The organism is Bacillus sp. DJP31, from assembly GCF_049310945.1.
In the GTDB taxonomy this organism is placed as follows: Bacteria; Bacillota; Bacilli; order Bacillales; family SA4; genus Bacillus_BS.
On the sequence record NZ_JBMERO010000001.1, the window covers coordinates 54,845 to 78,470 of the forward strand.

The window sequence follows — 23,626 nt, forward strand, 5'->3', positions numbered from 1 at the left end:
AAGTCCCCTCCTTTTACGTTCATTGTTTATACTATACTATATATGAGTAGTAACAAATGGAAGTTATAAAGGAGAATGATCTAACATGTTAAAATTTGACCATCTCGTTCATTTTACCCATAACCCAGAACATACTAAGGTAGCCTTTCAAACATTAGGATTTAATGCGATTCATGGTGGGAAGCATCAAAATTGGGGAACTTTTAACAACCTTTGCTACTTTCAAGGCTTAAGGTACATAGAATGGATTGGCATTATGGATATGGAAACGTCTAAGGCTTCTGACAATGTACTTATTCAACAAATTGTAAAGGATTCTGCAATTGGAGAGGGCTTTTCACAGCTAGCTTTTAGGGTAGATAATCTTAGAGAATGGTCAATTGATCTCAAGAAGCGAGGATTCGACGTCCTAGGACCAGTAGATGGAAGTCGTAAGAAGGATGATGGAACAACTCTAAGCTGGTCGATGCTATTTATAAAAGAGGATGATGAAAACCATGTACGTTATCCTTTTTTCATTCAATGGGGTCATGATGATGATGTTCGAGAACTAGCCATGCAATCACTTTTTCAACATAACATCGGTCGTCTTAGTCTCTCCTATCTCGGGATTTCTGTAAAGAACAGAAAATGCGCAGTCGAAAAATACAGTTTAGTCTTTAACTTTGATTCAAAACGCACAACTGAGAATGAAGATTCATTTGGCGTGTACTCCGAGTTAGTAATCGGCGATTTCTTCATACGATTTTATGAATCGAAACAAGGAGTAGTTGAAAATCTTGGAGAAAGACCGTTTCTTTGTGGAATTAGTGGAGTGAATGACAATAAACTTATTCAATTAAATGGTGGAATCTATCATTTCTTTGAGTAGAATACTGTCAAATTAGAAAAGATAGAAATATTCATCTTACTGTAAGGAGTGAAATAACTTGAATAAAGAAAACCATTTAACAAATGAAGTTTTGTATATTTCGAATGAAGCTAATTTAGCAAATGAAAATACAGACCCTACTTCTGGTTCTGAAGATACATTGTCTACCTATGAAGGTCTGGCCCGAGATGCTCGTTTTCGAATCGATTTAAATAAGTTTTAAAGAACTGAATTCTTGAACATAAAAAAGAAGGTGCATTTTTGTTAGCTTGGGTATTGATCTAGCTCCAGTGCCTAGCCCCTCGAGGTCAAATAACCCCAAAAGAATAAAAGGGAAAATAAACCTTTTTTCCTTTTGGGAACATTTGCTTTTCGGGGCTGAACAAAGCACTTACGCTTTTCTTAAATGTATTCTGTTAATAGCTCATGAACCTCGTTATCAAGCGTTTCAGCTAGTGCTTTGTCATATGTTTTTTCATAAGTTGGCTGTTGAACTACTTTTCCACCGTAGAAAATGACATCTTCTACTTCAGTCACATCAACTGTAATTACACGGAATTTCATTGTTTTTTCAATGATATCTGATACCGTTGCTTTACCTTTAACTGAATAGTACGTTTCATCTGCAAAAAAACCAAGAGTCACATTGGGATTATTTTGTAGATTTGTGATGCTAGAGCCCTTATGCCCGACTGCAATCCCAACCTTTTTCCCATCTTCACTTGGAAGTACCCAAGATACAACGCTTACTTGGGCATCATTTCCTGGTGTAATTGTGATCAGAGATACGATAACCTCTTGCTTTAATGTTTCCACTACAGATTGCGGAATGGATTCGTGCGTTTTTGCCATGTAATGTCACTTCCTTATCCTTATCACAGAATTCAATATTCAACTATCACTGACTAGTCTACTACACAACCAAAAAGAATGAAAACGAAATACCTTGCTATACACCACTAGTTTATTTCATCTTGCTAAAAAACATTCTCTCCCAATACTTCCACGGGATGCTATTTTTAAGAGCAATCCCGATTCTGACTCCTTTTCCAATAGGATGTCGGAAAGTGGGATTTTCTTTCTCCGCAATGTCTGCAATTAACCTGGCAACAAGATGAGGATCTTCGTACTTGGGTTCACCGTCTTTTATATACTTCTCTATCTTTTGCATCGTTTCATAATATGGAGAGTCAGTTTGCAAGGATTTTTCCGTGATTTGTTTGCCAGTTGACCAAATACCGGTTTGAAACGAACCTGGCTCTACATTCGCAACATCCACTCCAAACGGTTTCATCTCGAGTCTAAGGGATTCACTCCAACCCTCTAATGCATGCTTTGATGCGATATAAGGTGATAGGCCTGGAAATGCAATTCGTCCACTAATGCTACTAAGGTTAATAATTTTCCCCTTCCCCGCTTCTCTCATAAACGGTAGGACAACCTGTGTCACAGCTATGACCCCAAAAACATTCGTCTCAAATTGATTTCGGTATTCATCTAGTGGAATTTCCTCAACAAATCCAGCTCCAGCATAGCCCGCATTGTTTACTAGAACATCAATTCTTCCAATACGGTTCATGTAATGACTCCAAGCCATTATCGATGATCCATCTGTTACATCCAAAGGCTGTATATCAAGATACCCATCTAGCCCTTGTTTTGTTGCTAGCTCCATTAACCTAGTCCTCTTCTCTGTATCCCTCATAGTCGCTATAACAAGATAGCCTCGACTTGCAAACTCTAGGCACGTTTCAAGTCCAAATCCGCTTGACGAACCTGTTACAACAGCAATAAGTTGATCCATACCACTTACCCCCTTTTCTTGTAATTTTATCACTCATTTTTCGTAACAAAAGGCGCAAGGGCCCCGTTTTGCCTCTGGTATAGCAATGTTCTAAAAAAAATTAAAAGGGTGGTTTTCCCTTTTCTTTTTTTCAGGTTATTTGACCTCGAGGGGCAGGGCACTGGAGCCGGATTCAGATCCACAAGCACATATAAATTCTGATATTATAAAAAAACCACCAAGTAATTGGTGGCCTAAGAAAAAGTAATTCATTTTTTCAAAATAATAAAATCCCCCTTATGAGGGATTTTTTATTCTTTCGCACATTCAATTTCTTCCTCAAAGTAAAAGGATTGTGGATGTTCTTTCAATGTGTATGAGTATCTCTTCATATTCGCCACATATTGAAACTGGGTAACTGTTACTGTCTCACCAGTAAGTTTTAATGTTACTTTATCATCTACTTGAAACTTATTTTTATTTTTCATGTTCTTCCCACCTTTTATGTAGGATCTTTTTTTCTATTATCTCATATAATTGCTCTCACATCAAAGTGATAGAGAAATTAACTAGTTGAAAAGAACATTTATATTATTTTTCCCCTTGAATTGGGAATGATAGTAAGGACTTTATTTAATAAGGAGGGTTTTTCATGAGTTTAGAATGGTTTAATCGGATGGAGAATGCAGTACGAATTGGTTTACCAGATTTATGTGAGTCGTTTGATGATTTTGAGATTCTGTTTGACACGAACACAACGACTTATCATCCTGAGTTTATTTTTTCAATCCAAACGTTAGATGATATTCAGGATTTCTGTGTGATTAGCTTTGATCCGACGAATCAAGAATTTTTCTCGTTCTATTATCATGAAGAACTAGATATCCAATCAAAGGTTTTATTCATGGATGCAGATGAGTTGCTTGGCTATGTGCATGCCACCTTTCATGAATACATAGGAGATACCGATGAGGATGAATTGTTTGACGAAGATATGGACGAGCTTAATGATGAAATTGATGATGACGAAGATTTAGATTTCGAAGGTCTTGAGTTTGTTGGTGATAATCTCGATGAGTTAAAGGAATCCATTGAATGGATATCAAACGATAAGCACTTGCATATTGAGGATGAGGAAAAAGATGAATATTCCATTCACTTAAGACTTGGCCGAGATATTGAGTCTGGTGACGGGGTTATTTATCGTCATACCATTCTTAAACATAAAGATGAAGATTTAGAAGACGAAATGATCTTCTATTTCAAAGAGGATGAAGCAGCTTATATTGCGGATTTGTTTAACGAGTTCATGGGACAACTTGTAAGCAAGCAGACACTATAACAAGTAATAAAATATGGAAAAATTAAATAGTCATACTGTTTAGATAGAATAGTAAGGGTCAACGAGTGTTGGCCCTTTTTCCATACGCTGATTTTCAAATCGTATTACAAGTATTGAGAAAATATAGATTCAGCTGTTCTATCCCTTGTATGTTCATTTTTAATTAACGAAAGCACTGATGAAAGCATACCAACGGCTTCTTCTATAAATGGACCCTTGTTTAACATCAGACATTGCGCTTGACTCCCTACTGCAACATCTGATATTTCCGCTCGAGTAGGTATTCCAGTCTTTGCAAGATTATCTAACACTTGAGTAGCCCAAATGACGGGAATGTGCGCAGCATGTGAAAGATTGAGAATAGATTCTTGAACGATGGCTAGTTTATCAAAACCCACTTCAACAGCCAAATCTCCTCTAGCAATCATGATGCCGAATACATCGAATTCTAATCCTTCTACAAGAATACTCGCTAAATTTTGAACAGCATGCTTTGTTTCAATTTTCGCTACAATCGGAATTTTCCGGTCTGTTAGTTGGGCTAGCTCTTGCTTTACTCTACGTAAATCCTGAGGATGATGGATGAAAGAAACACCTAAAATATCGGCGTAATTTACAATAAATCTAAGGTCTTGAAGGTCCTTCCTAGTCAATGAAGGTAAACTCAAATATAAAAGCGAGTCAGGTAGGTTAATGCCTTTACCTTCTTTTAGTTTATAGGATTTTAGGCTGCTGGATATAACAACCATCTCAACATACTCCCTATTTACTTCTGTAATGACTCCTGCTAATTTTCCGTCATCCATAAAAATACGGTCACCCTGTTTCACATTGGAAAGTGCCTTAGGAAGATTCACTCCTACAGATGCAGGTTGAAGGTCATTTTTTGCATGACCTAAATAGTTACTATCTTTATATAATCGTAATTTATTTCCTTTTCTAAGAGAAATCCGTAAATTGGTAGGATTCGCAAATTCTCCTACCCTAAGCTTAGGTCCTGATAAGTCCACGTATATCTTACAATCCTTCTGGAGCCTTTCACCTGCTTCTCTTATCTCAAAAATAAATTGTTCCCATGTCCCTTGGTCATCATGAGCACACTTTATTCTGGCAACATTCATACCATTTTTAATTAAATGATAAAAAACCTCCTGTCTTGCTAACATTTTTTTATCAAGCGTGACCATGATTGGAGTATGAGTACCCTTTGCTCCGAATAATTTTGACGAATTTTCTAGTAGAACTTGTTCTGCCATTTGTGGATGTATAAACGGTTGTCTCCCAACCTCGGAGAATCCTTCTTTACATGATAATAGTTGATACATCTGATTTACTGAGAAAAGAATGGCTTTATGGTCAAAACATGGTAAACCATGGTTCTTTGAAAAGGTATGGAAAGAATCATATCGACAATTTCTGAATCTAATATAGCTTAATAGATTGAGGACTTGATCTTGTTTACTCATCAATGGGTTCTTTTTCACCAGTGTTGCTTGTAGGTTTTGAATCTCTAAATAAAAGTCTTCCATGACTAGTAAAGCAGCTTCCTTTTGCATGCTTCTCCCTCTTTTCGTGGCAAATCGGTTAACCCTTCTATATTATATACATATAATTGATATGCTGACTCTTCACGATTGTTTAGTCATCTTATTGTAAAGATTTGATTATATGTAAAGATCCCTAGAAAAAGTCTAGGGATCTTTAGTAGAAAATTAATAACCGTAACCGCCACTGCCACCAAATCCGCCAGCACCAACAATGATTAAAAGGATGAATAGGACAACAACTAGTGCAAATCCTGCACCTGCATATTTGCTTATTTCACTCATCAAAATCACCTCACTTCGACATAGCGTATGCAAAAAGAATAGATTGGTTTGGATTTCATGACTATTTTTATTTAGGCTATTCCCAATAGGCAAATGCCCTGTCATCTAATTGCCTACCAACATAGGTTATAATACATCGTTTGTGGAGGTGACATCTTATGTACGGATGTGGATATGGTTACAGCCAACCTAGCTACGGCTATGGGAACAGCTTTGTGTTAATCGTTGTGTTATTTATCTTGTTAATTATCGTTGGAGCTGCTTGGGCTTAATTTTATAGAATGAAGTCCTGTTGAATGATCAACAGGACTTCATTTTTTTATACAATCTACCTCTTACGCTCTTCAACCTTCATTTGTATACCACCCTTTATCCGTAAAGATAACAGTGGTTCAGGAACAATATCTTCAACAGGTTGTGACAGCTTCAGCTTATAATGTTGACCGATTGTTGCCATGACTAGGATGGTTTCCATCATGGCAAATTGACTGCCTATACAACCTCTTGATCCAGCTCCGAATGGAAAATAAGCATAATTCGGGATGCTTGATGATCGTTCTTTACTGAATCTCTCTGGAAGAAAGGACTCTGGTTGATCAAAGTAAAGTGGAATACGGTGAACTACATAGGGACTAATGAGAAAGGATGAGCCTTTTGGAAACGTATGTCCCGTAATTTGAACATCTTCTTTTGCCTGACGAAGGATAATCCAAGCGGCAGGATACAAACGTAATGCTTCTTGAAAAATTTGGTGTGTGTAGGGTAATTGTGAAACGTCACCAAATGTTGGATTCTCTCCATTTAGAACAGTGTCGATTTCTTCATGAAATTTTTTTTCGACGGAAGGATTTTGACTTAGCAAGAACCAGATCCACGAAAGCACATTTGCTGTTGTCTCATGACCAGCGATTACAAATGTAACAACTTGATCGCGAATCTCCTGTTGCGATAGAGAAGTGCCATCCTCATATTTGCTTTGAAGAAGCATCTGCAAAAGATGATCCTCATCCTCGTCACTCTGATTGGTAGCTTCTTGGATGAGCTGTTTAACCAAGCCTTCAAGAACGGCAATACCTTTTTTATTTCTTTGATTCTTTCTTGTCGGCACAAGGTCGAGAAAGGGAAAAGGTAAAAACAAGGATTGTGCAGACTTCTCAATAATATCGTTTACCGCCTTTGTGATACTAGACGATTCCTTGTGAACATCCGTTCCAAACAGAGTTTTTACAATAATTCGAAGGGTTAGGTTCATCATATCCTGATTAATTAACCTGCTTTCACCTGTTTTCCATGTTGAGATTAAATCCTGCGTAAAAACTGAAACGCTATCTCCGTAAGAGGCAATCCTTTTCTTATGAAAAGCTGGCTGGATCATTTTTCTCTGGCGCTGATGTTCGGTTCCCTCACTTGTTAAGAGGCCGTTTCCTAGAGTTTTACTGAATACCTTAGAAGAGTCGCCTTTTTCAAAAAAGGAGTCTTTCGTTGTTAAAATTTCTTTAATTGCCTCAGGAGCATAAACGACAAAAGAAGGTTTCGGGTGGTTTGGATTGATTCCTACAATATCTCCTTGCTTATGAGTGTTATAAAGCCATGCTAAGGGGTTAATTCGAAAATTTATATATTGTGTAAGTGGAAAGCCGCCCATTTTAACAAGCTCAGTCATTTTTTTCGTCCTACCTTCTAAATGTATGTATAGAAAATCTTATCTCTTTATTTCTTTTTTTGAAAGATTTAATGTGTAATAAACACTCTTCATTTATAAAACCACACAAAGTCAATCTTATTCCATATAAAAAAGGCAAGCCTTTTTAGACTTGCAGCATTTATTAATCCTCCATGAATTGTCTAGCGTAATATAGGGATTCTTCATCTAAACCATATTTCTCTTTAATTTCATCTAAGTCCTCTCGTCTGTCCTTATTCACAACCTGAAAGGATCCAGATATGTTGGAATGTATCTCCTCATGTTTTTCTTCCTTTTTATCCTTCATATTTTCCGCTCCCTTTCTTGAATCTTATATGTGGATAGTATGCCCTTTAATTTTTTTGACAAACTAAGAAAAAGGGAGGGCTTTTATTGAGATGTTTTATTTTAATTTTTTTACTTATTTCCTTTACAGGTTGTAATAACTTAGCTATTGATCCCTCTCACTCCAATATGACAGAGTCAGAGTACATCTCACATCATGCTTCACCACTTTCTCATAATTCAAAAGCTGTACACGTTGAGCCATACGATGCAATTTCAACGGATAAACTGTTGGAGAATCAAATAAATGGGAAGATCAAACAGGAATTCCCTTCTCTTACAACAGATGTATTAGTAGATGGAGAGCGTATTATTGTAAGTGGATTTCATAAAGAAGATGAAGAAACCTCTCAAGGAATTAGAAAGGCGGTAGGTCAGCTAAGCAAGGGTCGGCAGCTTGTCATTGTTACCGATGATGTGTTTCGATTGTATGAAAAATCGCATCGTATTGAAAAGTTAAGTAATTATTAAAAAACCCACTCTATATAAGAGTGGGTTTTAAGTCTAATATGTAGCTCCCGTGTTGCCGTGACCGATATAGAAAAACCTGAACTTTCCTCAGGGGGATTGTCGCAAACAACGTTCTCGTGATCTCAGTGGTACTGGAGCTTGACGTCCTGCTGCTAATGTAGACATTCCATTCTATATTTATTCAGTTTTTTTATGTGGTCACGAACAAAACAGGAATTTTTTATTTTGTTGTTGTGGTGTTTTCCCTACAAGAACTATCTTACTAAAGATTGGGTGGTATTGCATTAGTAAATAGAAGGTAACGATAGAAATGTGTTCCATTTTTCATGTAAAAAGTGCATCAGCTATTATTTATAGGCATTTAAAGAATCATTCAGGTGCATCAATTTCTAGATCTTCAATCCGTTTTTCTAAATATTGTGCGTCCTTCCGAGCATTAAATCGGTCCGCCTTTTCAACTGACACCGTAATATTATAATCTGGAATACCCGCAAATTTTTCATATCTACCTCTTGGTAGGAGAAAATTCCCTTCTGGAAAATGAACTTCAAGGTTTTCTCTTGCAATATCTACAAATTTCGCTCTACCCTGGAATACACCAAATCCATTGTAAACCACAATGCCTTCACCTTCTGAGATACTTAATGCTCTAGCATCTTCAGCATTCATTAGAACATCGTATCGCCCCGCACCATTGAAAGGATCAGTTTCTTTATAGACCATAGAATTAAACTGCTTTCCACGTCTAGATGTGACGACAAATTGGCCTTCTTTTTTACCTAAGTCTGGAATATCTACGGGAATTAAATTCCCTCTTCCATCTGGAGTAGGACAAATTCCACCTTCACACAACCATGCGCCGCCCCATTGAAAAACATCACCTTTCTTCTTTAAATGTTGAACTCCGTCATAGTCCTTATTGGCAATCGCTATTTCATCTCGAATTTCTTGACCGGTTTTAAAGTCAACTAAGTGAGCAGTTTCAGGCTTGATCCGCTTGGCTAGGTCAATGTAGATTTTCCACTCTGAACGTGCTTCTTCAATGAAGTTTTTATTCCCTTCAATCTCTGGAGAGAAATAAACCATACGTTCTGTCGAAGTGGATGTCCCACCGCCATCCTGTTCATAGCGAGTTTTAGCAGGAAGGACAATAACTGCTTCCTTCGCGTCAACCAACGTCGACGTATTAAATATAATATCTTGATGAACACGTATGTCTAATTCTGATAATGCTTTTTCTATAAAGTCAGGGTCTGGCATTGTTTCTAGAAAGTTGCCACCCGATAAATAATAAAGTTTAATTTTACGCTCGTGATCTTCAGGAAGAACAATATTTTCAAGTGTAACCCCAACAATATCTCCTTGCCATTTAGGAATTTCAAATCCCCAGATCTTTTCCATGCGCTCGATATAGGCTGGATCAAAGCCACCACCAGGTAAAACAAACGGATCTGCACCCATTTCTCCTGAACCCTGAACTGAGGAATGACCTCGGAAAGGCATTAATCCACTATTTTTACGTCCTAGATATCCACGTAAAAGGGCTAGATTGGCAACCTGTGAGATATTATCTGTTGCAAAAGAGTGCATCGTTAGACCTAAAGCCCAAGCAATAACCGCGTTTTTACTTTTCGCTAGTAGCTCCGCTAATTCAACGATTCTGTCATGTGGGACGCCTGACGATTTAATAATTTCATCCCATGATTGCTCTTGAACATTTGCCTTCATTTCCTCATAGCCATTTACATGTTCTTGAACAAATTGATGATTGATGGCAGAACCATAAGCCAATTCTTCCATCTCAAACCAATGCTTCATAATTCCATGCATGAACGCAATATCTCCGCCAATATTTACTTGATAGAAGTCATCAGCAATTTTTGTGCCAAATAAAGAAGACTCGAGATTAGATGGAATCCAATATTTGTCCATCGCAGGCTCACTGTATGGGTTGACGACAATAATCTTCGTGCCTCTCTTTTTCGCCTCTAACATATATTTAGTTGAAACAGGCGAACTATTCGAAGCTACACTTCCCCAAAACAAAAGCACGTCCGTTCCAAACCAATCCTGATAATTTGAAGTGGAAGCACCTACTCCAATAGATCGCTTTAAGGCTGTTTTACTCGGAGAATGACAAATACGTGACGCATTGTCAATATTGTTTGCTCCAAGAAAACGAGCTACTTTTCCAGCCACATAATACGACTCATTTGTAATTCCTCTTGATGTTAAATAAAAGCCATATTGCTTCGGATCTAGTTCCTTCATTTTATTGGCAATCATATCCATCGCATCATCCCAAGTAATACGTGAGAATTTCCTTTCACCCTTTCGACGAATGAGTGGGTATGGAATACGTCCTAGTTTTCTTAGTTCCGTACTGCTGTATTTTCTAAGTTCATCTATGTCAGCATGCACAATTTCTTCCTTTAGAGCTGGCATTGTATTTAAACGTAGAACGTTCATTCTTGTTGTACAAATATGAGGGCCTTTCAATGTCTGATCATAAAGTCCTGAGACACCTAGTGCACAGCCATCACAAACACCTTGTGTTAAAATACGTGACGCGTAGCCTAAATTATCTTTATTATCCCAAGCAATTTTCATCGTATCCCGGAAATGCTGAGGCTTTACTTTCCCTAAACCAAACGGAATGGGACTTACCCAATGTTTAGGTTGTAGTGCTTTCGTTGCTTTTATTGGTCCTTGATGTTTTGTTTCTCCCATTTGATTCACTCCTACTCTATTTAAACTATCAATTATCTTCTCAGTTGGTTTAAATAAACTATATTTTTAGATACATATAATATGTATATGCTAGAAAAACTAGACTAACGATAAGTCTTACTTGAATTACCGTTAGGCTAATTTTCTATCTCCACTAATTTTTTAACTCCTACACTTAATTGGTCTATTTGAAAGTTCATCAATGAATTTTACGTTTAACGGCGATATTGAGATTATCAGCGATAAGGCATTTTGTCATAATACAAACTCCTACTTTATTGAAGTAAACCCCACCTCAAACAAAAAACCACCGTAGTCAAGCCAAAAGTGACTAGACGTGACGGTGGTTAGTCTTTAGCAGGGTCGCTACCAAGTGCCATACCTTTTATTTCGAAAATTTTTGCTGAAGATCCTCATCAAATACGAAGATGGACATTCCAAAATCCCGGTCGATGTCTATATCAACAAATAATTCTACAAATTTACATTGTAAGAATTCTTCCATCTCTAGAGGCGGATTCTTTCGATAGATGTCCTTGACCATTTCTGTACGAGCTGATCGAAGTGCTTGTTTGCCTTCAGAAGCACTCGCAATAAATTTCTCGACAGGTGAAAGATTACCTTCCATTTCACATATAGCCCAGTTTTTGCAAAAAGTAGTTGTGATTTTGCTTGGGCCTTTACCCATATGCTTTTTCCTAAAGGACCGAACAATATTGCTAAATTCAGCTTCATACTTATTCATAATATCCCCCTACCTCTTTAGAGGCTAAAACATGTTAAGAATTTTACCACAAAAAGATAGGGCATGAAAAGTATTTACCCTGCTAAAGTGTTAGCCGTACCTTTTGCTTCATTTTGTGCACGTATTTTACTTATATCACGACGAATTAATAGAGATACAAGTAATGCTACAATAAATAATCCACCGAAGAAAGATAAACTTGCAGCATAACTGCCTGTTGTATCCTTAATCCAAGCAGCAAACATAGGACCTGCCAAACCTGCTGCAGCCCAAGCTGTTAAAATATAGCCATGAATGGCACCAAGCTGCTTGGTTCCGAATAGATCTCCAATATACGCAGGAATAGACGCGAAACCTCCACCATAACATGTGTATACGATAGCTAACATAACTTGGAATAATAGTGCTTCTGATGTAACCGGTAAAAAGAAAAAGAGTCCTATTTGTAAGACAAAAAATGTTGTGTACGTGTTTGGTCTTCCAATGTAGTCTGAGATTGAAGCCCAACCAAGTCGGCCAAATCCATTAAATAATCCCATCACACCAACAAGTGCAGCAGCTTCTGCTGTTGTAAGACCAATGCTTTCCTGTGCCAATGGTTTTGCTGCTGACAGGATTGCAATACCACATGTAACGTTAATGAATAACATAACCCATAAGTACCAAAAACGTTTTGTTTTAACAGCTTCATTTGCCGTTAATTGAGATAAATCTTCTTTAATTCTTGTTTTACCTGATTGAACTTTCTCTTTAAATCCAGCTGGAGCCCAGTCTACTGGAGGTCTTTCTAAGTATAAAGAAGATAAGATCATGATAACAAAATAAGCAGCTCCTAAAACATAAAACGTAGTTGAAGTTCCAACTGACTTGATGAGCGTATCCATGATTGGACTACTAATCGCTGCAGCAAAACCAAATCCCATAATGGCTAGACCAGTTGCAAGCCCTCGGCGGTCAGGGAACCATTTTACTAATGTAGAGACAGGTGCTATATAACCTACTCCTAAACCAATACCACCTAATACTCCATACGTAATATAAAGAAGTGGCAGTGATCCGATCGCTACAGCAAAACCAGAACCCATAATCCCTACTCCAAAAAACCCTGCAGCTAGTAATCCTGCTTTTTTAGGACCATGCTTTTCCACAAAATGACCGAGAAAAGCTGCGGATAATCCTAAGAATAGGATCGCTAAACTGAATGTGAATTGCACTTGACTTGCAGACCAACCAAACTCTTCCATTAAAGGATTGGTAAAGTTACTCCACGCATACACTGAACCAATTGAAATGTGGATTCCCACCGCAGAGGCTGCAATTAGCCAACGGTTTTTTGTTTTTTTCACAATATATTCCCCCTTACAAATCTCAAAGAACAACTTAAAAACCGCCATCGAACTTAAAACCACGCAAAAAAGCATGAGCCTTAAGAAAGAATGACGGTTAGTTTCAAGCAGGTTTCGCTACTATCGGACCAACAGTTAAACGCTTCCAATTTATAGCATGATAAAGCGAAGACAGGGTCGCTATCTCGAATCATTATGTTACAAATTTATGAACTTTGTAAACAAATACTACCATCAACTATAAAAGCTCGCAATAGTTTTTTTCAATCTATCACTTGGAACCTATATATGGTAGTGTTATTTACTTGTTTATTGTTTCGTTCTATGATTATATTCTAAGTAAACTAAAACATTAGGTGTGAATGAAATGGCTCAAAGAATCAGTTATAATCATAATATAGTAAAATATTCACATGGTATCTTACAAAATGTTGAAGACGATGTGGTAATGGAATTCCCACTCACCATTTTTGTAAATGATCAAGAATTTGCCACAATGGTGTGTACTCCTACTCATTTTGATGAGATGGTCATTGGTTTCCTAGCATCTGAAGGTGTCATTCGTTTCAATCGTGATATTAAATCCATGAAGATTGACGAAAATAAAGGAATAGCCTATGTGGAATTATTTGCGGAAATTACAACTAGTCAGGAATACTTCTCAAAGAGATTTATTGGTTCTTGTTGTGGGAAAAGTAGGCAATTTTACTTTCACAATGATGCTAGAACTGCCAAGACTTCTTCTTCTACTACGACCCTGACACCAGTTCAGTGTATAGACTTGATGAACAAAATGCAGAATAATAGTCTAGTATTTAAAGAGACAGGTGGTGTTCATAACGCTGCTTTGTGCTCTCCTACTGAACTAGTTGCTAGCCGAACAGATATTGGTCGTCACAACGCTCTTGATAAATTATATGGATATAGTTTAATGAACCGTTTGCCTGTTCGAGATAAAGTAATTGTATTTAGCGGAAGAATATCATCTGAGGTTTTATTAAAGGCAGCAAAAATTGGTGTTGGGATTGTCCTTTCCAAATCTGCCCCTACTGACTTAGCTATAAAATTAGCGGAAGATTTGAATATCACAGCAGTTGGTTTTATTAGAGGAAGCTCCTTTAATATTTACTCTCATCACCACCGAATTGTACAACCATAGAAAGGAGGGAACACTCGGATGAACAGCGATATAAAAGTGCTCGATCAATTAAAACGCCCTTTGCGAGACCTTCGAATTTCAGTAACAGACAAATGCAATTTTAGGTGTTCTTATTGCATGCCAGCTGAAATATTTGGACCGGATTTCCAGTTTTTAAAAAGGGACGAGCTCCTGTCTTTTGAGGAATTAGAGCGTTTGACGAAACTATTTGTTGAAGGCTTAGGCGTTAAAAAGATACGAATTACTGGTGGAGAACCACTTATGAGAAAGGATTTACCTCTTTTAATTTCAAAGCTTAGAAAAATCCAAGGGGTAGAGGATGTTGCCATGACAACGAATGGCTACTTCCTTCCAAAGTTTGCAAAGGAGCTAAGACAAGCAGGACTTGATCGTGTATCAATTAGCTTAGATTCTCTAAAAGACGAGGTATTTGGAAAGATTAATGGACGAGGCGTCACAGTTCAGTCTGTTTTAGACGGAATCCATGCTGCTCATGAAGCTGGACTTCAGGTTAAAATTAACATGGTCGTTAAGCGTGGGATGAATGAAGACGAAATCATTCCTATGGCTCAATTTTTCAGAGAAAAAGGCCATATACTAAGGTTTATCGAATTTATGGATGTAGGCAATTCTAATCAGTGGAAACTTGATGATGTATATACAAAGAAACAAATCATTGAAGATATTCATAAATTGATGCCTCTTGAAGCTATTCAACCAAACTATACGGGAGAAGTTGCCACACGTTTTCGTTATATTGGATCAGACGATGAAATAGGTGTGATTTCCTCCGTTTCTGATGCTTTTTGTTCATCATGTAACCGTGCTCGTCTTTCAGCAGAAGGTAAGCTATATACGTGTTTATTTGCAAATAGTGGTCATGATCTAAGGAGTCCTCTAAGGTCTGAACTATCGGACAAAGAGCTCACTTCACATCTAGAAGAAATATGGCATGGAAGAAAGGATCGATATTCTGAAGAAAGAGGTCTTTCTTCTACCAAGCGCAGTAAAGTGGAAATGTCTCACATTGGAGGGTAAGGATGAGTACTTGTAGACTCGATCATTCACTAGAAGACGTTATGAATAAGTTAACCGATCAAAAAAATTACTTACCTACTGATATCCATAATCAGATGGCACAATTTCTTTCTCTCTCCCCCTCTCAAACAAAACTAAATGAGCTGTTTCATGTGTTGAAAAAATATGATTTAGCCACAGATGCAGATCGAATTGAACGAAATCAAAGAGCCCTTATTATTATTACAGAATAACATTCAAGAACAATTCTCCCCGTAGAATTGTTCTTTTTTTACCTATTTACATATAAAGCCTTTGAACAAAAGGCGCAAGCGCCCCGTTTAGCCCAGGCATAGCAAATGTTCGCGAAGACAAAAAGGCTCTTTTTGCCTTTTTGTCTTGAGTTTATTTGACCTCGAGGGGCTGGGCGCTGGAGCCTGATTCAGATGCACTAGACCATATAAATTCTGATATTATAAAAAAAGAATAAATCCCCAATCTAGGAAGAGGATAAGATTGTATTAAATTACTTATTAAAGAAAAGAGGAACCTGAATGTACTATTACAAAGAGGAATTAATCAATATTATTCAGCCTGATAAGCCAGACCCGGCTGCAGCGAAAGTCTTGCAGGAAGCATTAGGTGGGCAATTTGGTGAAATGCGTACAATGATGCAGTACTTCTTTCAGAGTTCAAATTTCAGAGGAAAAGCAAAGCAATATCGAGACTTAATTCGAGGGGTATTTTTAGAAGAAATTGCTCATGTTGAGCTTGTACAAAGCACCATCAATCAGCTCTTAAACGATTCTGGTGAGCCCACTCCTGGAAATGCCGGCGTAGATGGCGCACCTCTAGACGAAGCAATTAAGCATGCAAATCCACACCACTATATTATGGGTGCTCAGGGCTCTCTACCAGTTGACGCTGGAGGAAATCCTTGGAGTGGTTCATATGTCTATAACCATGGAAACTTGATTGCTGACTTACTAAATAACCTCATCCTTGAATCTACTGGTGTTTTACAGAAATCGAGAATTTACGAAATGAGCTCAAACAAAACATTGCGTGAAACTCTCGGTTTTTTGATTGTTCGTGACAATGCTCATCAAAATGCATTTGCTAAGGCTTTAGAAACATTAGGAGTGGATTGGGGCAAGCTTTTCCCCGTGCCAAACTATGATATAAATAAATACCCAGAGTGTAAAAAGTACGTAGACTTAGGCTACCATAATGTACAGTTTAATTTTAGATTGGATCAAAATAGAATGGCTGAGATTTTCCAAGGTCAGACTCCAAGCAGAAATGGTGGCGAGTTGAGTGTAACAGCACCACCACAGGGCTTTCCTATTCCTGAATTGCCTGATATGCCAAATGAACATAGTCCAGGGCTATGGGATATGAGTAACTAATTTATTTTTATCAAAGCTATCCAATTAGTTTGCAGGGTAGCTTTGATTTTTTATTGTTACTTTTGCTCTTCAATATTTATGTAATATAACTTAGCAAAATAAAACCTCTCTAAATTAGGTGGGTTTTCACCGTTTTTTTCTAGTGGGTACTTCCTTGTCATCATCACCATTTTCCTCTTTTACTGCAATGACCTGTTGCTCCTCATGAAATCCAATTTCTAGTAAGCTTTTTGCACTTTCTTTCTGTAGATAGAAATTGAACAATTCCCGTTCTGTTTCCTTCCAATCTTGCTTTTGCATAGAGTCCCGTTCAGACGCTTTATTATTATATGAATCCTTTAAATTAGATAAAATCTTACTTTTATCATGGATAATCCCTCCAGATATGCTCTCCTATATTGTGTATCTTATCTCTTTTTGAGCAATTCAATTATCTTAAATAATGGAGTTATGATAAATGAAAGTAGAATAGCTAATACAAGACTTCCTAGACCTAAAGCTTCAAAATAAAAAGTTAACATAGTTTCTAAAATAGCCGTTAAAAGAAAGATGCTAATGTATCTACTGTTCATAATTCAACCACCCTTCTAAAATTCAATATAATTATACCACAAAATTCCAACTATTCTGTACCAACTCAAAAAAACAGAGGAAGTATTTTCCTCTGCTTTTTGTTAAACGTAATCTCGAGTTCTATGATTTATTCAAATCTATATTGAAATTCCTCACCCACCACTAACCGGTGGAATCAATGCTACTGTATCTCCAGAGGAAATGACGTCCTCTTCTGTTGAATACTCCTCATTAATCGCAACCATCACATGGTCTAAGCTTTTTAAAGCATATTTCTCTTCAAGAATTACAAGTAATTCCTTAACTGTCAGCTTTTCATTATCTATAGTCAATTTCTCTGTACCAGCTTGATCCTTAAGCTGAGCAAATAATAACACGTTAATCATGGATGTCCTCCTCATCTGGGTGTCCTTTTGGATAGGCTTTTGTTTCTAGTTGGTTGCCAATCCACTTCTCTCCGTCTTCCCAATGCTCTTTTTTCCAAATTGGGACGATTTCTTTGATTCGCTCAATGGCATACTCATTTGCTTCATACGCATCTTTTCTGTGTGGAGTAGAAACCGCGATTACAACGGCTATATCTGTTATCTCCAACCGACCTATTCGGTGAGTGATTGCAACTTTTGATTCCTTCCATTTCTTAGAGATTTCTTCCCCAACTTGCTCTAGCTTTTTCACTGCCATTGGAATGTACGATTCGTACTCTAGATACATGGTCTTTTTCCCAGCAGTTAATTCACGCACCGTTCCGATAAAGGTGGTAATGGCTCCAGCGTTTCGGCTCACGACTTTGTCAATAATTTGTTGAGTATCAATTGGTTCGCTTACTATTTCAAATAACTTCATCGTATGTTATCCCCTTATTTGTTCCGTTAAATAGGTCATATATGCTCTTTCTTCTGATCTTAAAAAAAATGGAAAATCGATTGGTTCAGTGATTGGTATGATTGAAATGACACAAACAATATTGGTTACTGAATCTAGCAGTTCCAAATCAGCAGAGTCTCTTACTAAGACTACTTTTGGGTAATCTTCCTGTTTATATCCTTCTATTAGAACAACATCTAATTCGAAATGACGATATAGCGAAAGAGTTTCCGTTAGATCCCATTTATGATGCAGGGCCGTTATCTGAAAGGATCCTGCACCTTCCACACAAACAACTGAAGCTCCAGCAAGTCTATGTCTCTCTGTGTCTTTCCCGCTATCACCAAAATAAGGTTCCCCACCATGCCCATGATGCTTAATCGTCCCTACTGATAATCCAGTATTACTTACCCGCTCCACCAACTTCGATACAAGAGTAGTCTTACCGCTATTCTGAAACCCTACTACCTGCAACACAGGAATCTTTATTCCCAAGAATATTCACTTCCATTTTCTGTTTCTAATAGAAGCACATCCACCAGCATACCTTTTTCAAATCCTCTTGTACCGCCAGGCAGAACCATTAGGGCATTCGCACTGGCTAAAGAGGAAACGGCATTCGATTTATCAAAGCCACTCGGAGCAACGGAAAGTCTCCCATCCAAAAATGATAAACGACTACGAACAAAACGGGTAAATGGGTTTGGCTTCGGATAATTGACATCCAAGAATGCTTGCACCTTTTCCAAATGTGGTTTCTTATTAAATAGCAAGGTTTTTACGACAGGTCTAGTAAATAACTCATACCCAACATAACAAGCAGAGGGATTGCCAGACAAGCCAAAAAGCAGCTTCCCCCCAAGCTCTGCAACAGTTGTCACACTTCCAGGTCTCATCGCGACTTTATTAAAAAGCACCTTTGCCCCAAGCTTCTCATATATTTCAGGCAAGTAATCATAATCACCAACCGAAACTCCCCCAGTTGTAATGAGCATGTCTACTTCATCTAATGAATTTCTTATCTTTTCAAAGCAATAATCAAGCTTGTCTGGAAGCACGCCAAAGTACTGCGGAATTCCACCACTTCTTTCAATTTGGGCACATATCATATAAGAGTTGCTATTCCGTATTTTACCCGGCTGCAGTTCTTCCTTAACTTCTAACAGTTCTGTTCCTGTTGCAAAGACACCAATTACAGGTTTACTAACAACCTTCACAGCCTCATATCCAAAGGTGGCCAACAAGGCTTGAACACCTGGATTAATCTTCGTTCCCTTAGCAACTAAAACTGTACCTTTTTTCGTATCTTCACCTTCAAAGGAAATATTATCTCCAGGTTGATATGCACGTTTAATGGTTATGTAGTTTTTTCCGTCTTGCTCCATTTCTTTAACTAGTTCTAGCATGACAACAGCATCACATTCCTCAGGCAACTGAGCACCTGTCATAATTCGAATGGCTTGGAACGGTTTTATTCTTTCCTTAGCTACAGAACCTGCTCCAATTTCTTCAATGACTTCAAATGTAACAGGATGAGTTAAACCTGCATCCTTACTATCTTCTGCTCTTATTGCGAAACCATCGTAAGGAGAACGATCAAAAGGAGGAACATGATGGGTTGCGACCAAGTCAACAGCAAGATTACGCTCATAGGCTTGTTGAATCGGTACACTTTCTTGGATTCCTTCTTTAGCAAAGCTCATAATACGTTTAACTGCTTCACCCACTGGAATAGGCTTACGTTTTTCGACCATTTCTAGGTCACCTCTTTAATAGACTATCCGTACTTTACCATAATTAATGGACTTTTTCATAGTTGAAGGATTGACTTCTTCTATAAGGAGTGAAATTTTTAAGTATTCCTTGTAAGTGTCAATTCCTTCTTCACTTCCTGAAAAAAATAGATTCTTACTGTCTACCGACAAATATATGCATCTTACCATTGTTTTCCTTCCAAGTACATCATAATAGAGAATTGGTTCCTTAAGAATGATTTCAAAGTTTGGTTCTTCAAACTGTAGCAATGTAAAATTGATCATATCCTTCCTCTTTTTATCACGTTCAAAGTTTATTTTTCCGTCTTGTATGAGTTTGATATTCTTAATATTTACATATATCTTAGATCGAAAACCAATTTTAATCTTTACCTCAGAATCATCTATAATGATAGAATTCCTCACAATTGCCTTATAATCAGCAATCAAAAAGAGAATAGCATAAACACTAAGAACCAAATGAATCCATGCAATGACTGGCTGCCAATTATGTAAAAAGAAAGAGATTCCAACCCCTTCCAACACCAATGCAAAAATTATTGCAAATGTGAATCCACCATATGAAACATCTTGATCATAGGAAAAGGATTTAACCTCATGATTTACAAGCTTCTTTTTTCTAGTAAACAAATAATAGAAAAGTAGGATTTCCCTTTTTACATTGGTACGGATAATTCTGTTTTTGAATAGTTTTTCAACAAGGTGTTCAACTCTCTCATCGAAGCCCAAACGTGGGTCAAGATTTCTATATGCAATAACGGCTTTCCTAATCTTATAGATTGCTAGAATTAGAAATAGAAACTCAATGAAAAGAAGTATTATCTTAGTATTAAATATGTGCATAATTTCCTCTCTAGTTACCTTTTTTTATATAGTAATATTTTACAATATCATCCCCTAAAAAAATAGAGTGAGTTGTTATTCAACGAACTCACTCTACTTCATATTTAGCGATTTCCCTTCTTTTTTGAATAATCCTAGTAACTATCTCCTTGAATGGAACATTCTTCAGATCATATGGTAAAGTGAGTAAAGATTGGGAGAAATAACTGTGGAACAGAAAACATTAGCATGGCATGAAACACTTGAACTTCATGAAATTACTGCTTTCAATTCAATTGGATTAATGAAGCTAAAAAGAGGTATAAAGGAGATTCTGGATGAAGCGTTAAAGAAGATCTAAATGCAAACGATAAAAGAACTAGAAATGATCTTGAAGGATTTATTACAATTTTATCCATACGTACCAAAGCCAGGACATTCAAGCGAATATCGAATCGATACAGCTTTTTTTGCAGGAGACTTACTTGCTTTTACGAAATCAGGAGTAAGAAACTATAGCGTGGCCATTACAGAAACAGCTTCGCCCGAACTAAGAGTCGTTCTAACTAAGCAGCTAAACCTTATGATTAAGGCTCTTGAACGTATCTTTCTATATGAGCTCAAAAATGGACTTTATCCTTCGTATGATTTAAATAAATTACTTGAAAATGATGTTAATTTGGCCCAAAAGGCAATGAATATGTAATAAAATTAGTCTGTCACAAAAATCAATCTTTTTGTGTCAGACCTTTTTTGTAAAGTGGTAATTGAATTGTAAAAGTAGATCCACTATTTTCTACACTTTGCACAGATATTGTTCCACCATATGTTTCTACCAATCTCTTCGCAATCGATAGGCCTAAACCGGTCCCACCATTTTCACGACTTCTTGCTTTGTCCACTCGGTAAAAACGATGAAAGACTTTCTCTATATCCTTTTTTGGTATGCCTATTCCTTGGTCCTTTACTTCTATATATAAGTAGTTGTCTTCATTATGTGCATTTATAGTAATGTGCTTTTTATCAAGTGAATATTTGATGGCATTATCTAAAAGAATGAGTATGATTTGTTCTAGATGATGCACGGTCATAAATACTTGGGTGTTTCCAGTTGTTCTGTCATTAAATGGAATGGAGAACTCGGGATATAAAACGGAGAAGCTTTTGGTCACCTGCGTAATGGTTTCCAGAACAGAGAAATGTCTAGCACCTGAAACGTCAATGGTCTCTGTTCTTGATAAATTCAATAGCTCTGATACCAGTTTCCTCAGCCTAGCTGCTTCAGTTGTACAAGCAGCTAATGACTCCTCCAACACTTCTGGATCATTCTTGCCCCATCGATTGAGTAGAGCTAAATGCCCATCAATTACTGTAATTGGAGTACGAAGTTCGTGGGACGCATCTTCAACGAATTGTTTTTGCTGTTGTATCGTTTCCTCAACACGATCCATCATTTCATTAAAGATCTTGGTGAGCTCCGTAAACTCATCTTGCCGCTGTGATTCCTTCACTCGTGTTTGAAATCCTTCATCCTTAATTTTAGTTATTGCGTCATTAAGGTCTTTTATAGGGCTAATATACTGTCTTGAAATAATGATCCCGCTTAATAGGCTTATAACAATTGTTGCAGCCGCAAAACCAATCGTAATGAGTAAAATGATGTTGGTAACCTCGTGAAAGGAAGTAAGAGTCCGAACCACTTCAACGGTTCCTTGAAAGGATCTCGTATTAATATGCTCCCAAGAAACTAAGTAGTTTTCACCCTCGTGTTGGAATTCTTCGATGCCTTCTCTTGTTGGATACCTCGCTGGTGACAGCTTCTTTGGAAACTCATTGGACGCTGAAATCACTAAGTTTTGATTAATATCCAATATCCGAATCACTTGATGTTTATCATTAAGCTTTAATAGAATGGTTTCCATGTCTCTTAGATTAATATCTTGAAAAGGGCGATTCGCTTGCTCATAATAGGCAGCCACTTCCCCTTTCGTTTTTTGCACGGCTTCCTTTTCCTCAGATAATAACCAGTTGTATAGTAATTCATATTGGACGAAGCTAAATAAGAGGAAGGTAATAAAAATTAAGATAGATGATGAAAAAGTAAGTCTCCACTTTAAAGGGACGGTTCTAAAAAATCGAATGAGTTTATTCATGTTCGAATCACATATCCTGTTCCACGAACCGTTTGGATATAGCTTTCCAGCTCATCACCATCTATTTTATTCCGTAAGTACCTGATATACACATCGACGATATTCGTTTCTACTTCGCTTTCATATCCCCAAACTTTATTCAATAATGCTTCACGGCTTAATACAATGTTTTGATTCTGCAGAAGCACATAAAGAAGTTCATATTCTCTCTTTGTCAAATCAATAATTTGTCCGTTCTTTTTTACCTGTCTCGCTTGTACTTCAAGTGAAAGGTTGCGATAGGTAAGGATAATACCAACATTTTCTGTAACATCAGTATGAGTCCTTCTTAATAAAGAGCGAATTCGAGCAAGTAATTCTTCTATTGCGAAGGGTTTGGCTATATAATCATCGGCTCCGCTATCTAAACCAGACACCCGATCCATTATACTATCGCGAGCCGTGATCATGATGATGGGAGTTGATTTAGTAGATCGTATTCTCCGGCAAACCTCTACTCCGTTTAATTGTGGAAGCATTAAATCTAATAAGATGCAATCCCAGTCTTCAATCAGGGCCATATCTAATCCTGAACGACCATTATCAGCTGTCTTTACTTCATACCCCTCATGCTTAAGCTCCAGTTCAAGGAAGCGAGTAATATTTTTCTCGTCTTCTATGATTAAGATTTTTTTCATCCTGACCTCCACCCCTACTCTTAAAAAT

At 37.3% G+C, this 23,626-nt stretch carries 28 protein-coding genes, 1 other RNA gene and 1 pseudogene; 10 read left to right on the forward strand and 20 right to left on the reverse strand.

The window, feature by feature from the left end; all coding sequences use genetic code 11:
• Positions 1 to 85 precede the first annotated feature (85 nt).
• Together ACOI1C_RS00270 and ACOI1C_RS00275 are read left to right on the forward strand one after the other, a co-directional pair.
• Complete coding sequence (locus ACOI1C_RS00270) at positions 86 to 871, forward strand: VOC family protein (RefSeq protein ID WP_422506829.1); 786 nt, start codon at positions 86 to 88, stop codon at positions 869 to 871.
• 58 nt (positions 872 to 929) lie between these two features.
• A complete protein-coding gene (locus ACOI1C_RS00275) occupies positions 930 to 1,094 on the forward strand; it encodes a hypothetical protein (protein ID WP_422506831.1) in 165 nt (54 codons plus the stop codon).
• Positions 1,095 to 1,273: 179 nt separating this feature from the next.
• On the opposite strand, the gene ACOI1C_RS00280 is transcribed toward ACOI1C_RS00275, so the two are convergent.
• The 3 genes from ACOI1C_RS00280 to ACOI1C_RS00290 all read right to left on the reverse strand — a co-directional run bounded on the left by ACOI1C_RS00280 (position 1,274) and on the right by ACOI1C_RS00290 (position 3,142).
• Positions 1,274 to 1,723, reverse strand: a complete 450-nt coding sequence (locus ACOI1C_RS00280; protein ID WP_422506833.1) for a pyridoxamine 5'-phosphate oxidase family protein — start codon at positions 1,721 to 1,723, stop codon at positions 1,274 to 1,276.
• A gap of 112 nt (positions 1,724 to 1,835) precedes the next feature.
• Positions 1,836 to 2,675, reverse strand: a complete 840-nt coding sequence (locus ACOI1C_RS00285) for an oxidoreductase (protein ID WP_422506835.1) — start codon at positions 2,673 to 2,675, stop codon at positions 1,836 to 1,838.
• A 290-nt stretch (positions 2,676 to 2,965) separates the two neighbouring features.
• On the reverse strand, positions 2,966 to 3,142 hold the full coding sequence (locus ACOI1C_RS00290; RefSeq protein WP_422506837.1) for a hypothetical protein: 177 nt from the start codon (positions 3,140 to 3,142) through the stop codon (positions 2,966 to 2,968).
• Between the two features lie 164 nt (positions 3,143 to 3,306).
• On the opposite strand from ACOI1C_RS00290, the gene ACOI1C_RS00295 reads away from it, so the two are divergent.
• The gene (locus ACOI1C_RS00295; RefSeq protein ID WP_422506838.1) at positions 3,307 to 3,996 is read left to right on the forward strand and encodes a hypothetical protein; all 690 of its coding nucleotides are present in this window, start codon (positions 3,307 to 3,309) and stop codon (positions 3,994 to 3,996) included.
• Between the two features lie 104 nt (positions 3,997 to 4,100).
• Here ACOI1C_RS00295 and ACOI1C_RS00300 read toward each other — a convergent pair whose 3' ends face one another.
• Together ACOI1C_RS00300 and ACOI1C_RS00305 are read right to left on the reverse strand one after the other, a co-directional pair.
• Positions 4,101 to 5,552 (reverse strand): pyruvate kinase, encoded by a 1,452-nt coding sequence (locus tag ACOI1C_RS00300; RefSeq protein ID WP_422506840.1) that lies wholly within the window; start codon positions 5,550 to 5,552, stop codon positions 4,101 to 4,103.
• A 156-nt stretch (positions 5,553 to 5,708) separates the two neighbouring features.
• Positions 5,709 to 5,825 carry a YjcZ family sporulation protein gene (locus ACOI1C_RS00305; protein WP_422506841.1) on the reverse strand — a complete coding sequence of 39 codons (117 nt, stop codon included), beginning with the start codon at positions 5,823 to 5,825 and terminating at the stop codon, positions 5,709 to 5,711.
• A 158-nt stretch (positions 5,826 to 5,983) separates the two neighbouring features.
• On the opposite strand from ACOI1C_RS00305, the gene ACOI1C_RS00310 reads away from it, so the two are divergent.
• Complete coding sequence (locus ACOI1C_RS00310) at positions 5,984 to 6,097, forward strand: YjcZ family sporulation protein (RefSeq protein ID WP_422506843.1); 114 nt, start codon at positions 5,984 to 5,986, stop codon at positions 6,095 to 6,097.
• Between the two features lie 56 nt (positions 6,098 to 6,153).
• Here the strand turns inward: ACOI1C_RS00310 and ACOI1C_RS00315 are convergent, their stop codons facing one another.
• On the reverse strand, positions 6,154 to 7,488 hold the full coding sequence (locus ACOI1C_RS00315; protein ID WP_422506845.1) for a cytochrome P450: 1,335 nt from the start codon (positions 7,486 to 7,488) through the stop codon (positions 6,154 to 6,156).
• Between the two features lie 163 nt (positions 7,489 to 7,651).
• The gene (locus tag ACOI1C_RS00320) at positions 7,652 to 7,816 is read right to left on the reverse strand and encodes a hypothetical protein (RefSeq protein WP_422506847.1); all 165 of its coding nucleotides are present in this window, start codon (positions 7,814 to 7,816) and stop codon (positions 7,652 to 7,654) included.
• Between the two features lie 86 nt (positions 7,817 to 7,902).
• On the opposite strand from ACOI1C_RS00320, the gene ACOI1C_RS00325 reads away from it, so the two are divergent.
• Positions 7,903 to 8,325 (forward strand): hypothetical protein, encoded by a 423-nt coding sequence (locus tag ACOI1C_RS00325; protein ID WP_422506849.1) that lies wholly within the window; start codon positions 7,903 to 7,905, stop codon positions 8,323 to 8,325.
• A gap of 40 nt (positions 8,326 to 8,365) precedes the next feature.
• Here ACOI1C_RS00325 and ssrS read toward each other — a convergent pair.
• From ssrS to ACOI1C_RS00345, 4 genes are all read right to left on the reverse strand, one after another.
• Positions 8,366 to 8,544, reverse strand: a non-coding RNA gene (ssrS, locus tag ACOI1C_RS00330) — 6S RNA.
• A 150-nt stretch (positions 8,545 to 8,694) separates the two neighbouring features.
• Positions 8,695 to 11,055: an FdhF/YdeP family oxidoreductase gene (locus ACOI1C_RS00335; RefSeq protein ID WP_422506851.1), complete on the reverse strand. Its 2,361-nt coding sequence runs from the start codon at positions 11,053 to 11,055 to the stop codon at positions 8,695 to 8,697.
• A 385-nt stretch (positions 11,056 to 11,440) separates the two neighbouring features.
• Positions 11,441 to 11,800, reverse strand: a complete 360-nt coding sequence (locus ACOI1C_RS00340; RefSeq protein WP_422506853.1) for a DUF2294 domain-containing protein — start codon at positions 11,798 to 11,800, stop codon at positions 11,441 to 11,443.
• A gap of 74 nt (positions 11,801 to 11,874) precedes the next feature.
• Complete coding sequence (locus ACOI1C_RS00345) at positions 11,875 to 13,194, reverse strand: L-lactate MFS transporter (protein ID WP_422506855.1); 1,320 nt, start codon at positions 13,192 to 13,194, stop codon at positions 11,875 to 11,877.
• 319 nt (positions 13,195 to 13,513) lie between these two features.
• Here ACOI1C_RS00345 and fdhD point away from each other — a divergent pair, with 319 nt between their 5' ends.
• From fdhD to ACOI1C_RS00365, 4 genes are all read left to right on the forward strand, one after another.
• The gene (gene fdhD, locus ACOI1C_RS00350) at positions 13,514 to 14,305 is read left to right on the forward strand and encodes a formate dehydrogenase accessory sulfurtransferase FdhD (RefSeq protein WP_422506857.1); all 792 of its coding nucleotides are present in this window, start codon (positions 13,514 to 13,516) and stop codon (positions 14,303 to 14,305) included.
• A gap of 18 nt (positions 14,306 to 14,323) precedes the next feature.
• Positions 14,324 to 15,343 carry a GTP 3',8-cyclase MoaA gene (moaA, locus tag ACOI1C_RS00355; protein ID WP_422506859.1) on the forward strand — a complete coding sequence of 340 codons (1,020 nt, stop codon included), beginning with the start codon at positions 14,324 to 14,326 and terminating at the stop codon, positions 15,341 to 15,343.
• Positions 15,344 to 15,345: 2 nt separating this feature from the next.
• Complete coding sequence (locus tag ACOI1C_RS00360; protein ID WP_422506861.1) at positions 15,346 to 15,576, forward strand: hypothetical protein; 231 nt, start codon at positions 15,346 to 15,348, stop codon at positions 15,574 to 15,576.
• A 300-nt stretch (positions 15,577 to 15,876) separates the two neighbouring features.
• Positions 15,877 to 16,731, forward strand: coding sequence for a manganese catalase family protein (locus ACOI1C_RS00365; protein ID WP_422506863.1), 855 nt, complete (start codon positions 15,877 to 15,879; stop codon positions 16,729 to 16,731).
• A 126-nt stretch (positions 16,732 to 16,857) separates the two neighbouring features.
• Here the strand turns inward: ACOI1C_RS00365 and ACOI1C_RS00370 are convergent, their stop codons facing one another.
• The 7 genes from ACOI1C_RS00370 to ACOI1C_RS00400 all read right to left on the reverse strand — a co-directional run bounded on the left by ACOI1C_RS00370 (position 16,858) and on the right by ACOI1C_RS00400 (position 20,789).
• Positions 16,858 to 17,031 carry a hypothetical protein gene (locus ACOI1C_RS00370; RefSeq protein WP_422506865.1) on the reverse strand — a complete coding sequence of 58 codons (174 nt, stop codon included), beginning with the start codon at positions 17,029 to 17,031 and terminating at the stop codon, positions 16,858 to 16,860.
• A gap of 107 nt (positions 17,032 to 17,138) precedes the next feature.
• Complete coding sequence (locus ACOI1C_RS00375) at positions 17,139 to 17,303, reverse strand: hypothetical protein (protein ID WP_422506866.1); 165 nt, start codon at positions 17,301 to 17,303, stop codon at positions 17,139 to 17,141.
• 153 nt (positions 17,304 to 17,456) lie between these two features.
• Positions 17,457 to 17,690, reverse strand: coding sequence for a molybdopterin converting factor subunit 1 (gene moaD, locus ACOI1C_RS00380; RefSeq protein ID WP_422506868.1), 234 nt, complete (start codon positions 17,688 to 17,690; stop codon positions 17,457 to 17,459).
• Positions 17,683 to 18,150: a molybdenum cofactor biosynthesis protein MoaE gene (locus ACOI1C_RS00385; RefSeq protein ID WP_422506870.1), complete on the reverse strand. Its 468-nt coding sequence runs from the start codon at positions 18,148 to 18,150 to the stop codon at positions 17,683 to 17,685. The genes moaD and ACOI1C_RS00385 overlap by 8 nt, the downstream gene beginning before the upstream one ends.
• A gap of 6 nt (positions 18,151 to 18,156) precedes the next feature.
• Positions 18,157 to 18,666, reverse strand: coding sequence for a molybdopterin-guanine dinucleotide biosynthesis protein B (gene mobB, locus ACOI1C_RS00390; RefSeq protein ID WP_422506872.1), 510 nt, complete (start codon positions 18,664 to 18,666; stop codon positions 18,157 to 18,159).
• Positions 18,657 to 19,925, reverse strand: a complete 1,269-nt coding sequence (gene glp / locus ACOI1C_RS00395) for a gephyrin-like molybdotransferase Glp (protein WP_422506874.1) — start codon at positions 19,923 to 19,925, stop codon at positions 18,657 to 18,659. Before glp ends, mobB begins: the two co-directional genes overlap by 10 nt.
• A 15-nt stretch (positions 19,926 to 19,940) precedes the next feature.
• The gene (locus ACOI1C_RS00400; protein WP_422506876.1) at positions 19,941 to 20,789 is read right to left on the reverse strand and encodes a hypothetical protein; all 849 of its coding nucleotides are present in this window, start codon (positions 20,787 to 20,789) and stop codon (positions 19,941 to 19,943) included.
• Between the two features lie 208 nt (positions 20,790 to 20,997).
• On the opposite strand from ACOI1C_RS00400, the pseudogene ACOI1C_RS00405 reads away from it, so the two are divergent.
• Positions 20,998 to 21,474 (forward strand): annotated as a pseudogene (locus ACOI1C_RS00405) (spore coat protein).
• A gap of 22 nt (positions 21,475 to 21,496) precedes the next feature.
• On the opposite strand, the gene ACOI1C_RS00410 reads toward ACOI1C_RS00405, so the two are convergent.
• Complete coding sequence (locus tag ACOI1C_RS00410) at positions 21,497 to 22,921, reverse strand: sensor histidine kinase (protein ID WP_422506878.1); 1,425 nt, start codon at positions 22,919 to 22,921, stop codon at positions 21,497 to 21,499.
• Positions 22,918 to 23,598, reverse strand: coding sequence for a response regulator transcription factor (locus ACOI1C_RS00415; protein ID WP_422506880.1), 681 nt, complete (start codon positions 23,596 to 23,598; stop codon positions 22,918 to 22,920). Before ACOI1C_RS00415 ends, ACOI1C_RS00410 begins: the two co-directional genes overlap by 4 nt.
• Positions 23,599 to 23,626: the final 28 nt, after the last annotated feature.

Bases quoted from the DNA above. Each gene is read 5' to 3' on its own strand.
- ACOI1C_RS00270 (WP_422506829.1), top strand. From the start codon at position 86: ATGTTAAAATTTGACCATCTCGTTCATTTTACCCATAACCCAGAACAT.
- ACOI1C_RS00280 (WP_422506833.1), bottom strand. From the start codon at position 1,723: ATGGCAAAAACGCACGAATCCATTCCGCAATCTGTAGTGGAAACATTA.
- ACOI1C_RS00285 (WP_422506835.1), bottom strand. From the start codon at position 2,675: ATGGATCAACTTATTGCTGTTGTAACAGGTTCGTCAAGCGGATTTGGA.
- ACOI1C_RS00290 (WP_422506837.1), bottom strand. From the start codon at position 3,142: ATGAAAAATAAAAATAAGTTTCAAGTAGATGATAAAGTAACATTAAAA.
- ACOI1C_RS00295 (WP_422506838.1), top strand. From the start codon at position 3,307: ATGAGTTTAGAATGGTTTAATCGGATGGAGAATGCAGTACGAATTGGT.
- ACOI1C_RS00300 (WP_422506840.1), bottom strand. From the start codon at position 5,552: ATGCAAAAGGAAGCTGCTTTACTAGTCATGGAAGACTTTTATTTAGAG.
- ACOI1C_RS00305 (WP_422506841.1), bottom strand. From the start codon at position 5,825: ATGAGTGAAATAAGCAAATATGCAGGTGCAGGATTTGCACTAGTTGTT.
- ACOI1C_RS00310 (WP_422506843.1), top strand. From the start codon at position 5,984: ATGTACGGATGTGGATATGGTTACAGCCAACCTAGCTACGGCTATGGG.
- ACOI1C_RS00315 (WP_422506845.1), bottom strand. From the start codon at position 7,488: ATGACTGAGCTTGTTAAAATGGGCGGCTTTCCACTTACACAATATATA.
- ACOI1C_RS00320 (WP_422506847.1), bottom strand. From the start codon at position 7,816: ATGAAGGATAAAAAGGAAGAAAAACATGAGGAGATACATTCCAACATA.
- ACOI1C_RS00335 (WP_422506851.1), bottom strand. From the start codon at position 11,055: ATGGGAGAAACAAAACATCAAGGACCAATAAAAGCAACGAAAGCACTA.
- ACOI1C_RS00340 (WP_422506853.1), bottom strand. From the start codon at position 11,800: ATGAATAAGTATGAAGCTGAATTTAGCAATATTGTTCGGTCCTTTAGG.
- ACOI1C_RS00345 (WP_422506855.1), bottom strand. From the start codon at position 13,194: ATGGCGGTTTTTAAGTTGTTCTTTGAGATTTGTAAGGGGGAATATATT.
- fdhD (WP_422506857.1), top strand. From the start codon at position 13,514: ATGGCTCAAAGAATCAGTTATAATCATAATATAGTAAAATATTCACAT.
- moaA (WP_422506859.1), top strand. From the start codon at position 14,324: ATGAACAGCGATATAAAAGTGCTCGATCAATTAAAACGCCCTTTGCGA.
- ACOI1C_RS00360 (WP_422506861.1), top strand. From the start codon at position 15,346: ATGAGTACTTGTAGACTCGATCATTCACTAGAAGACGTTATGAATAAG.
- ACOI1C_RS00365 (WP_422506863.1), top strand. From the start codon at position 15,877: ATGTACTATTACAAAGAGGAATTAATCAATATTATTCAGCCTGATAAG.
- ACOI1C_RS00370 (WP_422506865.1), bottom strand. From the start codon at position 17,031: ATGCAAAAGCAAGATTGGAAGGAAACAGAACGGGAATTGTTCAATTTC.
- ACOI1C_RS00375 (WP_422506866.1), bottom strand. From the start codon at position 17,303: ATGAACAGTAGATACATTAGCATCTTTCTTTTAACGGCTATTTTAGAA.
- moaD (WP_422506868.1), bottom strand. From the start codon at position 17,690: ATGATTAACGTGTTATTATTTGCTCAGCTTAAGGATCAAGCTGGTACA.
- ACOI1C_RS00385 (WP_422506870.1), bottom strand. From the start codon at position 18,150: ATGAAGTTATTTGAAATAGTAAGCGAACCAATTGATACTCAACAAATT.
- glp (WP_422506874.1), bottom strand. From the start codon at position 19,925: ATGGTCGAAAAACGTAAGCCTATTCCAGTGGGTGAAGCAGTTAAACGT.
- ACOI1C_RS00400 (WP_422506876.1), bottom strand. From the start codon at position 20,789: ATGCACATATTTAATACTAAGATAATACTTCTTTTCATTGAGTTTCTA.
- ACOI1C_RS00410 (WP_422506878.1), bottom strand. From the start codon at position 22,921: ATGAATAAACTCATTCGATTTTTTAGAACCGTCCCTTTAAAGTGGAGA.
- ACOI1C_RS00415 (WP_422506880.1), bottom strand. From the start codon at position 23,598: ATGAAAAAAATCTTAATCATAGAAGACGAGAAAAATATTACTCGCTTC.